The following is a 13,456-nucleotide window of genomic DNA, read 5'->3' on the forward strand; positions in this document are numbered from 1 at the left end:
CTGGTCGGCATGTGTTCCGTCCTGCCCACCGACCGGAGGTTCCCGTGGCCGCGCCCCGCACCGACTCCCCTGCTCGCAAGTTCCTCGGACGCCTGTCCCTGCCCGAGCGGAACTTCGTGGCGGACGCGCTGCGCACCGAGACCGTCGGCGGCATGCTGCTGCTCCTCGCCGCGGTCGCTGCCCTGTTCTGGGCGAACATCCCCGCCCTGCGCGGCAGCTACGAGAGCCTCGGACACTTCCACCTCGGCCCCGCCTCCCTCGGCCTGAACCTCTCCGTGGAGCACTGGGCCGCCGACGGCCTGCTCGCCGTCTTCTTCTTCGTCGCCGGGATCGAGCTCAAGCGCGAACTCGTCGCCGGGGACCTGAAAGACCCCAGAGCCGCGATGCTGCCGGTGATCGCCGCATTGTGCGGCATGGCGGTGCCGGCGGCCGTCTACACCCTGACCAATCTCGTCCACGGCGGCTCGCTCGGCGGCTGGGCGGTGCCGACCGCGACGGACATCGCCTTCGCGCTCGCCGTGCTCGCCGTCATCGGCACCTCGCTGCCCAGCGCCCTGCGCGCCTTCCTGCTGACGCTCGCCGTCGTCGACGACCTGTTCGCGATCCTGATCATCGCCGTCTTCTTCACCGGCCATCTGAACTTCGCCGCGCTCGGCGGGGCGGCGGCCGGCCTCGTCGTCTTCTGGGTGCTGCTGCGCACGGGCGTGCGCGGCTGGTACGTGTACGTGCCGCTCGGCCTGGTCATCTGGGCGCTGATGTACAACAGCGGCGTGCACGCCACCATCGCGGGCGTCGCGATGGGCCTGATGCTGCGCTGCGCTCCCCACGAGGGCGAGAAGGCCTCCCCCGGCGAGCGCGTCGAACACCTCGTACGGCCTCTTTCGGCGGGCCTGGCGGTACCGCTGTTCGCCCTGTTCAGCGCGGGCGTCGCCGTCTCGGGCGGGGCACTGGCGAACGTGTTCACCAGGCCCGAGACGCTCGGCGTCGTACTCGGACTGGTCGTGGGCAAGACGGTCGGCATCTTCGGCGGGACCTGGCTCACCGCCCGCTTCACCAAGGCCTCCCTCAGCGAGGACCTCGCCTGGGCCGACGTGTTCGCGGTGGCCACGCTCGCCGGGATCGGCTTCACCGTCTCCCTGCTCATCGACGAACTGGCCTTCGCCGGCGACACGGCGCTCACCAACGAGGTCAAGGCCTCCGTGCTCGCCGGCTCCCTCATCGCGACGATTCTGGCGACCGTCCTGCTGAAGATCCGCAATGCCCGGTACCGGAACCTGTGCGAGTCCGAGGAGCGGGACGAGGACCTCGACGGCATCCCGGACGTCTACGAGCAGGACGACCCCGCCTACCACCTGCGCATGGCCGAGATGCTCGAGCGGAAGGCCGCCGAGCACCGCCGGCTCGCCGAGGCGAAGACCGCGGAACGCTCCGGGGGGCTTACCGAAGTGCCGGGCAGGGCAGGCGAGGAGGACGGCGGTCCGGCATGATCTGACGGGACGGTACAAATGACAGGAGCGTTCCCAGTCGGGCAGAAGTCAGGCAGTGACACCGGCCGGGCAGAGGCCGACGGAACGCAGTCCGAAGTCAGGCAGGAGAGGAAGACCGCGATGAGCGCACCCGACGGCAGCCCGGTCGGCGCCGAACGCAGCATCGGCCAGCTGTTCGCCTCGGCGACCACCGAGATGTCGGCGCTGGTGCACGACGAGATCGCGCTGGCCAAGGCCCAGCTGAAGAAGGACGTCAGGCGCGGCGCGACCAGCGGCGGGGTGTTCAGCCTGGCCGGTGCGCTGCTGCTGTTCTCGCTGCCGATGCTCAACTTCGCGCTGGCGTACGGCATTCACACCTGGAGCAAGTGGAACCTCGCCCTCTGCTTCCTGCTGTCCTTCGCGGCCAATTTCCTGATCGCCGGCGTACTGGCGCTGATCGGCCTCCTCCTCATGAAGAAGACGAAGAAGAGCCAGGGCCCGCAGAAGGTCGCCGCGTCCATGAAGGAGACGGCCGGGGTGCTCCAGAACGCCAAGCCGCACCCGCGCCCGGAGCCGGCCGCCCTGGAGGACCGCTCCCCCGCGGCCATCGAGGCTGTGGCACGCTCGACCTCATGACGGAGCCCACCCCTTCGGCCCAATCGACGTCGGTCGTCCGGATCGACCTGCCCGGCGGCAGGAAGGTGACACACCGGGACGTCGCGGCCAACGGCGCCCGCTTCCACATCGCCGAGCTCGGCGACGGACCGCTGGTCCTGCTGCTGCACGGCTTCCCGCAGTTCTGGTGGACCTGGCGGCACCAGCTCGTCGCCCTCGCCGACGCCGGTTTCCGGGCCGTCGCGATGGACCTGCGCGGCGTGGGCGGCAGCGACCGTACCCCCCGCGGCTACGACCCGGCCAACCTCGCCCTCGACATCACCGGCGTGGTCCGCTCGCTCGGCGAGCCGGACGCCGCGCTGGTCGGCCACGACCTCGGCGGCTACCTGGCGTGGACGGCGGCCGCGATGCGCCCCAAGCTGGTACGGCGGCTCGCGGTCGCGTCGATGCCCCACCCCAGGCGCTGGCGTTCGGCGATGCTCGGGGACGTCCGGCAGACGGCCGCGAGCTCGTACATCTGGGGGTTCCAGCGGCCCTGGATCCCCGAGCGGCAGCTCACCGCCGACAACGGCGCCCTGGTGGCCCGGCTCGTACGGGACTGGTCGGGGCCGCGACTGCCGGACGACGAGGCGGTGGAGACGTACCGCCGTGCCATGTGCATCCCCTCGACGGCACACTGCTCCGTCGAGCCCTACCGCTGGCTGGTGCGCTCCCTGGCCCGGCCCGACGGCATCCAGTTCTACCGCCGGATGAAGCGGCCCGTGCGCGTGCCGACGCTGCACCTGCACGGCTCCCTCGACCCCGTCCAGCGCACCCGCAGCGCGGCCGGCTCGGGCGAGTACGTCGAAGCCCCGTACCGCTGGCGCCTCTTCGACGGTCTGGGCCACTTCCCGCACGAGGAGGACCCGATGGCCTTCTCGGCGGAGCTGGTCAACTGGCTGAAGGACCCCGAACCGGATCGGTGACCCGGATCGGTGACCCGGACGACGCGCCCGGTATCCGAACGTGAACAGCTGTCCTGCGAACTGCCACTTGCCCGGCGCATAGGCCAATTGGAGAGTGCGTGGGCGGTTATCGACCATGCGGCGGGGGCAGACGTCCCGGTATGGGCTGGACGCACGACTACAACGACGTAGCACGCACCCGCCGTTCGGCGAGCGGTCCCAACTCCCATCAGCGCGGCACTCCGCAGCTGACGGACACGGACCCACGGGTGGGCATTCCCCGCATCCTGCGCCGCCGAGCGCGCTGGGTCTCGGTACGCCTGCGTCACAGCCGCAGCTGACCCGGCGCCGTCCGGCACGGCCTACAGCGCGCAGTCGTCGCTGCCCACCTGCTGGTTCGCGGTACGACCCTGCGCGATGTCCTGCCGGATCTCGTCGAACGTGAGCGCGTAGCCGGTGTCGGCGTCGTCGAGGGACTTGGCGAACACCACCCCGTACACCCTGCCGTCGGTCGTGAGCAGCGGGCCGCCGGAGTTGCCCTGGCGCACGGTCGCGTACAGCGAGTAGACGTCACGGCGCACGGTGCCGCGGTGGTAGATGTCCGGGCCGCTGGCCGTGATGCGCCCGCGCACCCGCGCGGCACGGACGTCGTACGACCCGTTCTCCGGGAAGCCGACGACGATCGCGCCGACGCCGCTGCGCGCCTCCGTGCCGGTGAACTTCAGGGCCGGCGCCTTCAGGTCCGGCACGTCGAGCACGGCGATGTCGCGGTGCCAGTCGTACAGGACGACCTTGGCGTCGTACTTGCGTCCCTCGCCGCCTATCTGGACGGTGGGTTCGTCGACGCCGCCCACGACGTGCGCGTTGGTCATGACCCGGCGGTCCCCGAAGACGAAGCCGCTCCCCTCCAGCACCTTGCCGCAACTGCGCGCCGTGCCCATGACCTTGACGACGGACTGCTTGGCGCGCAGGGCGACGGCGCTGTTCGCCAGCGCCGGGTCCGGGGGCTGGACGTCGGTGATGGGCTCGTTGGCGAAGGGGCTGAAGACCTGGGGGAAGCCGTTCTGCGCGAGGACGGAGGTGAAGTCCGCGAACCAGGTGTCGGCCTGCGCGGGCAGCACCTCGGAGACCCCGAGCAGCACCCGGGAGTTGCGCACCTCCTTGCCCAGCGTCGGTATCGTCGTGCCGCCGAGGGCCGAGCCGATCAGCCAGGCGACCAGCAGCATGGCGGCGACGTTGACGAGGGCGCCGCCGGTTGCGTCCAGGGCGCGGGCCGGGGACCAGGTGATGTACACGCGCAGTTTGCTGCCGAGGTGGGTGGTCAGCGCCTGACCGATCGAGGCGCAGACGATCACCACGACGACCGCGACGACCGCCGCGGTGGTGCTGACCGGTGTGTTGTCCGTCACCGCGTCCCAGATGACCGGGAGCGTGTACACGGCGACGAGCCCGCCGCCCAGGAAGCCGATCACCGACAGGACGCCGACGACGAATCCCTGGCGGTAGCCCACGACCGCGAACCACGCGGCGGCGATCAGCAGCAGGATGTCCAGCACGTTCACCGCGTCGAGCCTCGCCTCATCATGTTCCGATCACCCCGGGCCGGCCTGCGTCGGACGGGGGTTCCGCCCCCGGCTGCACCGCCGCGGTGCCCACCCTGTCATGATCGCCAGTCGAGCGGGACCTGCTTGTCCCTGTCCCAGGGACGCTCCCAGCCCGCGTAGTGGAGCAGGCGGTCGATGATCCCGGCGGTGAAGCCCCACACGAGGGCCGATTCGACCAGGAATGCCGGGCCTCGGTGGCCGCTGGGATGGACGGTCGTGGCCCGGTTGTCGGGGTTCGTGAGATCCGCCACGGGCACGGTGAACACGCGTGCGGTCTCCGCCGGGTCGACGACGCCGACCGGGCTGGGCTCGCGCCACCAGCCGAGCACGGGCGTGACGACGAAGCCGCTGACCGGGATGTACAGCCGGGGCAGCGCGCCGAACAGCTGGACGCCGCCCGGTTCGAGACCGGTCTCCTCCTCGGCCTCGCGCAGCGCGGCCCGCAGCGGGCCGTCGCCCTGCGGATCGCCGTCCTCGGGGTCGAGCGCCCCGCCGGGGAACGAGGGCTGGCCGGCGTGCGAGCGCAGCGAGCTCGCCCGCTCCATGAGCAGCAGCTCGGGTCCGCGCTCGGCCTCACCGAAGAGGATCAGGACGGCGGACTGGCGCCCCGCGCCGTTCTTGGGCGGCAGGAAGCGGCTCAGCTGGACCGGCCGGACCGTCTCCGCCACACGCGCGACCGGCTCGAGCCAGCCGGGCAGCCCTTCGGTGCTGAGTGCCGCCGAGCCGCCCTGCGCCCCGCTCACCTCACTCGCCCGCGTCATCGCCGCCCCCGTTCCCCTCGGCGCCCCGCCGTGTCCCTCGCCGTCCTGCCGTGTCCAACGCCCGACGGCATCGGGATCGTTCCGCCGGTGTCATCCGGCCCCCAGCGGAGGTGCCGGCCTGCCGCCGGCGTCCAGGTAGGACTGCGGCGGCTTGAGCCGCTGGCCCGGGAAGCCGCCCTTCTCGTACTTCAGCAGCTTCTTCGCCTTCTCCGGGTCCGTCTCGCCCTCGCCGTAGGCCGGGCAGAGCGGGGCGATCGGGCAGGCGCCGCACGCGGGCTTGCGGGCGTGGCAGATGCGGCGTCCGTGGAAGATCACGTGGTGCGAGAGCATCGTCCAGTCGCTCTTGGGGAAGAGCCCGGCGACGGCGGCCTCGATCTTCTCGGGGTCGGTCTCCTCGGTCCACTGCCAGCGCCGCACCAGCCGCTGGAAGTGCGTGTCCACGGTCAGGCCGGGCCGGCCGAAGGCGTTGCCGAGGACCACGAAGGCGGTCTTGCGGCCGACGCCGGGGAGCTTGACGAGATCCTCCAGCCGCCCCGGGACCTCGCCGCCGAACTCCTCCGCCAGCGCCTTGGACAGGCCTATCACCGACTTGGTCTTGGCCCGGAAGAAGCCGGTGGGCCGCAGGATCTCCTCGACCTCCTCGGGGTTCGCGGCGGCGAGGTCCTCGGGAGTGGGGTACCGGGCGAACAGCGCGGGCGTGGTCTGGTTGACCCGCAGGTCCGTGGTCTGGGCCGAAAGGACCGTGGCGACGAGCAGCTGGAAGGGGTTCTCGAAGTCCAGCTCGGGGTGGGCGTAGGGATACACCTCGGCGAGCTCGCGGTCGATACGGCGGGCTCGGCGGACCAGGGCCGTGCGCGACTCGTTCTTCGGCGTCCTCGGGGCGAGCGTCTTCGCCGGCGCGACCTTCCTGACGGCGGCGGTGGCCTTCTTCGGCGCGACCGCCACCTTCCGGGGAGCCACGGCCTTCCCGACGGGGGGCGCGCTCCCGGCCGAGGCCGCCTTCTTGGCGCGGGCCGCCTTCTTCGCGGGTGCCGTCTTCTTCGCAGCCGTCTTCTTCGCAGGTGCCGCCTTCTGCGCGGCTTCCGCCTTCTTCACGGGTGCCCTTTTCGCCGGTTTTGCCATGTTCGTTCCATCGCCGAGCCCTTGTTCGCCCACAGCGGAATCCTGACCTGCAACCACCCGCCCAGCCCCCTCGGCCTGCGCTCTCACCGGCGATTTGGACACCCGGCCAGCCTAAAGCCCAGCACCGACATCCGCTCCGGACCCCGGGGATCGGCCCCCGATTGGCCCCCTGCCGCGTATGAGGGCACACCTGTGCGGCATCCTTGTGACAGATCACACTGTTTGGACCGTCCGGCAAAATGGGGAACACGGACCCCTGGCACGCAGGGGAGCAAGATCCTCTGAGCAGGTCGACAAGGAGAGAACTCGTGGACGACGTTCTGCGGCGCAATCCGCTCTTCGCGGCGCTCGACGACGAGCAGGCCGCGGAGCTTCGCGCCTCCATGACGGAGGTGACACTCGCACGAGGCGACTCGTTGTTCCACGAGGGCGACCCGGGCGACCGTCTCTACGTGGTCACCGAGGGCAAGGTCAAGCTGCACCGCACGTCCCCGGACGGCCGCGAGAACATGCTGGCCGTCGTCGGCCCCGGTGAGCTCATCGGCGAACTGTCGCTGTTCGACCCGGGCCCGCGCACCGCGACCGCGACCGCGCTGACCGAGGTCAAGATGCTCGCCCTCGCCCACGGCGACCTCCAGCCCTGGCTGAACGCGCGGCCCGAGGTGGCCGGCGCCCTGCTGCGCGCCGTCGCCCGGCGCCTGCGCAAGACCAACGACCAGATGTCGGACCTGGTCTTCTCCGACGTTCCGGGCCGTGTCGCCCGTGCCCTGCTGGACCTCTCCCGCCGCTTCGGCGTGCAGTCCGAGGAGGGCATCCACGTGGTGCACGACCTCACCCAGGAGGAGCTGGCCCAGCTGGTCGGCGCGTCCCGCGAGACCGTGAACAAGGCCCTGGCCGACTTCGCCCAGCGCGGCTGGCTCCGGCTGGAGGCCCGTGCGGTGATCCTGCTGGACGTGGAGCGCCTCGCCAAGCGCTCGCGCTGACCCGTCCGCGACATCTGTGGGCCCCGTCCCGGCCGGGACGGGGCCTTCGTCGTCGGCTGTTCGCACGGGGCCGGCACAGGGCCCTCGGCGGCCGTCGGGCGGCGCCCCCGTCGTCGGTCGTCAGATGAGCCCGTGCTCCCGGAGGTACTCCATCTGGGCACGTACCGAGAGCTCGGCCGCGGGCCACAGGGAGCGGTCCACGTCCGCGTACACGTGCGCGACGACCTGGGACGGGGTCCGGTGGCCCGACTCGACGGCCGTCTCGACCTGGGCGAGCCGGTGGGCCCGGTGGGCGAGGTAGAACTCGACGGCGCCCTGGGCGTCCTCCAGGACGGGGCCGTGGCCCGGCAGGACCGTGTGGACGCCGTCGTCGACCGTGAGGGACCTGAGCCGTCGCAGCGAGTCCAGGTAGTCACCCAGACGCCCGTCGGGGTGCGCGACGACGGTGGTGCCGCGGCCCAGGATCGTGTCGCCGGTGAGCACGGCGCGGTCGGCCGGCAGGTGGAAGCACAGGGAGTCGGCGGTGTGGCCCGGGGTCGGCACGACGGCCAGCTCCAGCCCGCCCACCTTGATCAGGTCTCCCGCGCCCAGGCCCTCGTCGCCCAGCCGCAGGGCCGGATCGAGCGCACGCACGCGCGTGCGGGTCAGCTCGGCGAAGCGGGTGGCGCCCTCGGCGTGGTCGGCGTGGCCGTGCGTCAGCAGGGTCAGCGCGATCCGCTTGCCCGCCTCCTCGGCGGTGGCGACCACACGGGCCAGGTGACCCTCGTCCAGCGGCCCCGGGTCGACCACGACGGCCAGGTCGGAGTCGGGCTCCGAGACGATCCAGGTGTTGGTGCCGTCCAGGGTCATGGGGGACGCGTTGGGCGCGAGGACGTTGACGGCCCGCACGGTGGCGGGGCCGGCCAGTACGCCGCCCCGGGGCTGCCCGGGGAGCGCTGCTGCGTCCGTCATGCGAGGGGGCCTTCCTGGACCTCGGCCGGGCGGGGGCGGCGGCTCACGGGCGTGCCGTGCCGCTCGGGATGTGCTGGGTGAACTCGTCGTGCCCCGGCCAGGTCAGGACCACCTCGCCGTCCACCAGGCGGGCCCGCGCGAGCACAGGGGTCAGGTCGCGGGACGGTGCGGCAGCGAGCGCCTCGGCGGGGCTGCCGCAGGACGTCAGCTGGCGCAGGGTGGCGATGGTGGGCGGCATCATCAGCAGCTCGCCCCGGTCGTACGCGGCCGCCGCCTCGGCGGGGGTGGTCCACACCGTGCGGTCGGCCTCCGTGGAGGCGTTGCGGGTGCGCTGGCCCTCGGGCAGGGCGGCCACGAAGAACCAGGTGTCGTAGCGGCGGGGCTCGAACTCGGGGGTGATCCAGCGGGTCCAGGCGCCCAGCAGGTCCGAGCGCAGGACCAGGCCCCGGCGGTCCAGGAACTGCGCGAACGACAGCTCACGGGCGACCAGGGCGGCGCGGTCGGCCTCCCAGTCGCCACCCGTGGTGTCGCCGACGACACAGTCCGCGTCGGGGCCGGCGAGCAGGACGCCGGCCTCCTCGTAGGTCTCGCGCACGGCCGCGCAGACGATCGCCTGGGCCGCCTGCTCGTCGACGCCGAGCCGGTCGGCCCACCACGCGCGCGAGGGCCCCGCCCAGCGGACGTGGTGGTCGTCGTCACGGGGGTCGACGCCACCGCCCGGGTACGCGTACGCGCCTCCGGCGAAGGCCATGGAGGCGCGTCTGCGCAGCATGTGCACCGCGGGACCGGAACCGGTCTCCTTCAGGAGCATGACGGTGGCCGCGCGCTTCGGCGTGACCGGTGTGAGGGAGCCGTCCGCGAGTGCGCGGATACGGTCCGGCCAGTCCGGGGGAAACCACTGCCCATTCGCCATGGGCGGAGGCTATCCCCTGGTGAGCGAATGTTCGAGAGGTGGCCGAGGTCAGGCCCGGCTCCGGGCTCGGACTACGGCTCCAGCTCGACCTGGATCTCCACCTCCACGGGCGCGTCCAGCGGCAGCACCGCCACACCGACCGCGCTGCGCGCGTGCACGCCCTTGTCCCCGAGAACCTCGGCCAGCAGCTCGCTGGCGCCGTTGACGACCCCGGGCTGGCCGGTGAAGTCCGACGCCGAGGCGACGAAGCCCACGACCTTCACCACACGCGCGACGCGGTCCAGGTCGCCCGCGACGGACTTGACGGCCGCCAGGGCGTTCAGCGCACAGGTGCGCGCCAGCTCCTTGGCCTCCTCCGCGGTGACCTCCAGGCCCACCTTGCCGGAGACCGGGAGCTTGCCGTCCACCATCGGCAGCTGGCCGGCGGTGTAGACGTACACACCGGACCGCACGGCGGGCTGGTAGGCGGCCAGCGGCGGCACGACCTCCGGCAGCCTCAGGCCCAGCTCCGCCAGCCTCGCCTCGACCGCGCTCATGCCTGCTTCTCCCGCTTCAGGTAGGCCACCAGCTGCTCGGGGTTCGGCCCGGGCACGACCTGGACGAGCTCCCAGCCGTCCTCGCCCCAGGTGTCCAGAATCTGCTTCGTGGCATGGACGAGCAGCGGCACGGTTGCGTATTCCCACTTGGTCATGTGGGCGACTGTATCCCTGCCTCCACGGGGTCGTGCGGCCGACCACGACGCCGGTTGTCCACAGCCTCCCGCGTGACCCGAGCGCGGACTGGTTAGTCTCGAATACGTGAGCAGGCTCCAGGTCGTCAGCGGCAAGGGCGGGACCGGAAAGACGACGGTCGCCGCCGCCCTCGCGCTGGCCCTGGCCACGGAGGGGAAGCGGACGCTCCTCGTCGAGGTCGAGGGCCGGCAGGGCATCGCACAGCTCTTCGAGACGGAAGCGCTGCCCTACGAGGAACGGAAGATCGCGGTCGCTCCCGGGGGCGGGGAGGTGTACGCGCTGGCCATAGACCCCGAACTGGCCCTGCTGGACTACCTCCAGATGTTCTACAAGCTGGGCGGTGCCGGCCGGGCCCTGAAGAAGCTCGGCGCCATCGACTTCGCCACCACCATCGCGCCCGGCCTCAGGGACGTCCTGCTGACCGGCAAGGCGTGCGAGGCGGTGCGGCGCAAGGAGCGCAGCGGCCGGTTCGTCTACGACTACGTCATCATGGACGCGCCGCCCACCGGCCGCATCACCCGCTTCCTCAACGTCAACGACGAGGTGGCGGGCCTGGCGAAGATCGGCCCGATACACAACCAGGCCCAGGCGGTGATGCGGGTGCTCAAGTCGCCCGAGACGGCCGTGCACCTGGTGACGCTGCTGGAGGAGATGCCGGTCCAGGAGACCGTCGACGGCATCGCCGAACTGCGCGCCGCCCGGCTGCCGGTGGGGCGCACCATCGTGAACATGGTGCGCCCGCGGGTGCTGGACGCGGACGACCTGGAACTCGTACGGACCGCTTCGCGCACCGCGCTCGCCCGGTCGCTGTCCTCCGCCGGCCTCGGCGGGGCAGGCCGCGGCCAGAACGCCGAGCGGCTGGTGGGTCCGCTGCTGGAGCAGGCCGAGGAGTTCGCCGAGCGCTACACGCTGGAGGAGGAGCAGCGGTCGGTGCTGAGCGAGCTGGGTCTGCCCCTGCACGAACTGCCGCTGCTCGCCGAGGGCATGGACCTGGCGGGCCTGTACGAACTGGCGACCGAGCTGCGGAAGCAGGGGATGTCATGAGCCCGGACCCGGCACCCGCGAGGGAGACCGCGCGAACCTCCGCCCAGGCGTACGACGGCGCCCGTCATCTGGCACCCGCGCGCGTGCTCGAGGTCGATCCGCTGCTCGACGACCCGACGACGCGGATCGTGGTGTGCTGCGGCTCGGGCGGGGTCGGCAAGACCACCACCGCGGCGGCCCTCGGCCTGCGCGCCGCCGAGCGCGGCCGCAAGGTGGTCGTCCTGACCATCGACCCGGCCCGCCGGCTCGCCCAGTCCATGGGCATCGACTCCCTGGACAACGTCCCGCGCCGGGTGAAGGGCACCGAGGGCGAGGGCGAGCTGCACGCCATGATGCTGGACATGAAGCGCACCTTCGACGAGGTCGTCGAGGCGCACGCGGACTCCGAGCGGGCGGCCGCGATCCTGGCGAACCCCTTCTACCAGTCGCTCTCCGCCGGCTTCGCGGGCACGCAGGAGTACATGGCGATGGAGAAGCTGGGCCAGCTGCGGGCCCGGGACGAGTGGGACCTCATCGTCGTCGACACCCCGCCCTCCCGCTCCGCCCTGGACTTCCTGGACGCGCCCAAGCGGCTCGGCTCCTTCCTCGACGGGCGGCTGATCCGGCTGCTGACGGCCCCGGCGAAGCTGGGCGGGCGCGCGGGGATGAAGTTCCTGAACGTCGGGATGTCGATGATGACCGGCACGCTCGGCAAGCTGCTCGGCGGCCAACTGCTCAAGGACGTCCAGACGTTCGTGGCCGCGATGGACACGACCTTCGGCGGCTTCCGTACCCGCGCGGACGCGACCTACAAGCTGCTCCAGGCGCCGGGAACCGCCTTCCTGGTGGTCGCGGCCCCGGAGCGGGACGCGCTGCGCGAGGCCGCGTACTTCGTGCAGCGACTGGCCTCGGAGAGGATGCCGCTGGCCGGTCTGGTACTCAACCGGGTGCACGGCAGCGGTGCCGGCGAGCTGTCGGCCGAGCGGGCGCTCGCCGCCGCGGAAAATCTTGACGAGTCCCGCATTGTGGATCAGCAGGACGGGAAAGCTGGACTTCGTAACTCCCCCGAAACGTACGGTAGTTCCGACTCTCCCGTCGCTCATCCCGATCCCGGTGCGCCTTCTGCGGACCTCGAGACGCCCGCCGACGACGACTTCGAGCCGGAGCCGTCCGTCGACCAGGTCACCGCGGGCCTGCTGAGGCTGCACGCCGAACGCATGCAGCTGCTCTCCCGTGAGCAGCGCACGCGTGACCGCTTCACCGCCCTGCATCCCGAGGTGGCGGTGGCCGAAGTGGCCGCGCTGCCCGGGGACGTGCACGACCTCGTCGGGCTGCGGGACATCGGAAACCGGCTCGCGGAACACCGCCGCGAGCTGCCCGAGCCGGGCGCCTGACGCGCGCCCGCGGCCCAGGAGGCAGGAAGGCGGACCGCCCAGGAAGGACGACGCCCCAGCCCGTTGCTCAGCCCACCGCCGCGTAGTCCTCGTACACCTGGTCGTCGGCGAGGGCCACCAGGCCCGCGCCCCGCTCGTACTCCATGCGCGCGGTCTCCAGCAGCCGACGCCAGGAGGTCACGGTCGGGCGCCGGCGCAGCAGTGCGCGGCGCTCACGCTCCGTCATTCCCCCCCAGACGCCGAACTCGACGCGATTGTCGAGCGCGTCGGCGAGGCATTCGGTGCGGACCGGGCATCCGGTGCACACCGCCTTGGCCCTGTTCTGCGCTGCTCCCTGAACGAACAGTTCATCCGGATCGGTAGTGCGACAGGCCGCCTGCGCACTCCAGTCGGTTACCCAGCCCATACCGGCGCCGTCCTCTCCCGAATCGAGGCTCCCCCACGGCGGCAGCGGCATATTCACCGCCGCCAGTTGAGGACGTTACGGAAGGTGGGCACAGCGCAACACCCCCAGCGGGCCCAATCTTGAATGGTCCGAACGGACTATGGGGAAGCGGCAGATCACCCGGGGGAGTGAGCTGGCGACATGCGCGACATTCCCGGCAAAGCAGGGCAGTTACCGTGTGCCACAACGGGCACCGATTGACATACAGGGTGAATTCAGGCACGCATCCCACACGCCCCGACCGCGCGCCCCGCACCATCCGGACCACCCGGGCAGAAAAGCCGAACGGAGCCGGAACGTTCTGGAGCCGCCGGACGTATGGATACGTGTCCGCACCGCTGTGACAGTCGAGAGCAGCTTAGGCCAAGGCCTATACGCGTGTCCGGCGAATGAGAACGTAGACACCTCACGTCGCTCGCCGCGGGCACCGGCCGGCCCGCCGCCTCACCAATGGTTCGCGGCACCGGCGCACCCACCGGGCCGCCCGGGATGTCACGATCCTGT

General features: G+C 71.7%; 15 protein-coding genes. 7 read left to right on the forward strand and 8 right to left on the reverse strand.

Annotation, left to right across the window (positions count from 1 at the left end; translation table 11 throughout):
- The first annotated feature begins 44 nt into the window (after positions 1-44).
- From nhaA to ACIHCX_RS17010, 4 genes are all read left to right on the forward strand, one after another.
- Positions 45-1,487 (forward strand): Na+/H+ antiporter NhaA, encoded by a 1,443-nt coding sequence (gene nhaA / locus ACIHCX_RS16995; RefSeq protein ID WP_400030055.1) that lies wholly within the window; start codon positions 45-47, stop codon positions 1,485-1,487.
- A 120-nt stretch (positions 1,488-1,607) separates the two neighbouring features.
- On the forward strand, positions 1,608-2,102 hold the full coding sequence (locus tag ACIHCX_RS17000; RefSeq protein WP_400030057.1) for a phage holin family protein: 495 nt from the start codon (positions 1,608-1,610) through the stop codon (positions 2,100-2,102).
- Positions 2,099-3,046: an alpha/beta fold hydrolase gene (locus ACIHCX_RS17005; protein WP_400030059.1), complete on the forward strand. Its 948-nt coding sequence runs from the start codon at positions 2,099-2,101 to the stop codon at positions 3,044-3,046. The genes ACIHCX_RS17000 and ACIHCX_RS17005 overlap by 4 nt, the downstream gene beginning before the upstream one ends.
- A gap of 140 nt (positions 3,047-3,186) precedes the next feature.
- Complete coding sequence (locus ACIHCX_RS17010) at positions 3,187-3,366, forward strand: hypothetical protein (protein WP_400030061.1); 180 nt, start codon at positions 3,187-3,189, stop codon at positions 3,364-3,366.
- Between the two features lie 21 nt (positions 3,367-3,387).
- Here the strand turns inward: ACIHCX_RS17010 and ACIHCX_RS17015 are convergent, their stop codons facing one another.
- From ACIHCX_RS17015 to nth, 3 genes are all read right to left on the reverse strand, one after another.
- A complete protein-coding gene (locus ACIHCX_RS17015) occupies positions 3,388-4,587 on the reverse strand; it encodes a MarP family serine protease (protein WP_400030063.1) in 1,200 nt (399 codons plus the stop codon).
- A 98-nt stretch (positions 4,588-4,685) separates the two neighbouring features.
- The gene (locus ACIHCX_RS17020) at positions 4,686-5,390 is read right to left on the reverse strand and encodes an NUDIX hydrolase (RefSeq protein ID WP_400030065.1); all 705 of its coding nucleotides are present in this window, start codon (positions 5,388-5,390) and stop codon (positions 4,686-4,688) included.
- A gap of 90 nt (positions 5,391-5,480) precedes the next feature.
- On the reverse strand, positions 5,481-6,512 hold the full coding sequence (nth, locus tag ACIHCX_RS17025) for an endonuclease III (RefSeq protein WP_400030067.1): 1,032 nt from the start codon (positions 6,510-6,512) through the stop codon (positions 5,481-5,483).
- Between the two features lie 308 nt (positions 6,513-6,820).
- Here nth and ACIHCX_RS17030 point away from each other — a divergent pair, with 308 nt between their 5' ends.
- Positions 6,821-7,495 carry a Crp/Fnr family transcriptional regulator gene (locus ACIHCX_RS17030; protein WP_125498000.1) on the forward strand — a complete coding sequence of 225 codons (675 nt, stop codon included), beginning with the start codon at positions 6,821-6,823 and terminating at the stop codon, positions 7,493-7,495.
- A 120-nt stretch (positions 7,496-7,615) separates the two neighbouring features.
- Here ACIHCX_RS17030 and ACIHCX_RS17035 read toward each other — a convergent pair whose 3' ends face one another.
- From ACIHCX_RS17035 to ACIHCX_RS17050, 4 genes are all read right to left on the reverse strand, one after another.
- Positions 7,616-8,446 carry an MBL fold metallo-hydrolase gene (locus ACIHCX_RS17035; protein WP_400030069.1) on the reverse strand — a complete coding sequence of 277 codons (831 nt, stop codon included), beginning with the start codon at positions 8,444-8,446 and terminating at the stop codon, positions 7,616-7,618.
- 43 nt (positions 8,447-8,489) lie between these two features.
- On the reverse strand, positions 8,490-9,359 hold the full coding sequence (locus ACIHCX_RS17040; RefSeq protein WP_400030071.1) for an NUDIX hydrolase: 870 nt from the start codon (positions 9,357-9,359) through the stop codon (positions 8,490-8,492).
- A 71-nt stretch (positions 9,360-9,430) separates the two neighbouring features.
- Complete coding sequence (locus tag ACIHCX_RS17045; RefSeq protein ID WP_400030073.1) at positions 9,431-9,895, reverse strand: RidA family protein; 465 nt, start codon at positions 9,893-9,895, stop codon at positions 9,431-9,433.
- A complete protein-coding gene (locus tag ACIHCX_RS17050; protein WP_009189813.1) occupies positions 9,892-10,050 on the reverse strand; it encodes a DUF4177 domain-containing protein in 159 nt (52 codons plus the stop codon). The genes ACIHCX_RS17045 and ACIHCX_RS17050 overlap by 4 nt, the downstream gene beginning before the upstream one ends.
- 106 nt (positions 10,051-10,156) lie before the next feature.
- Between ACIHCX_RS17050 and ACIHCX_RS17055 the strand changes: the two genes are divergently transcribed.
- Both ACIHCX_RS17055 and ACIHCX_RS17060 read left to right on the forward strand, forming a co-directional pair.
- Complete coding sequence (locus ACIHCX_RS17055; protein WP_400030075.1) at positions 10,157-11,134, forward strand: ArsA family ATPase; 978 nt, start codon at positions 10,157-10,159, stop codon at positions 11,132-11,134.
- Positions 11,131-12,507, forward strand: coding sequence for an ArsA family ATPase (locus ACIHCX_RS17060; RefSeq protein WP_400030077.1), 1,377 nt, complete (start codon positions 11,131-11,133; stop codon positions 12,505-12,507). The genes ACIHCX_RS17055 and ACIHCX_RS17060 overlap by 4 nt, the downstream gene beginning before the upstream one ends.
- Before the next feature lie 67 nt (positions 12,508-12,574).
- Here ACIHCX_RS17060 and ACIHCX_RS17065 read toward each other — a convergent pair whose 3' ends face one another.
- Positions 12,575-12,913 (reverse strand): WhiB family transcriptional regulator, encoded by a 339-nt coding sequence (locus tag ACIHCX_RS17065; RefSeq protein WP_400030079.1) that lies wholly within the window; start codon positions 12,911-12,913, stop codon positions 12,575-12,577.
- Positions 12,914-13,456 lie beyond the last annotated feature (543 nt).

This window comes from Streptomyces sp. NPDC052043 (assembly GCF_044548235.1).
In the GTDB taxonomy this organism is placed as follows: Bacteria; Actinomycetota; Actinomycetes; order Streptomycetales; family Streptomycetaceae; genus Streptomyces.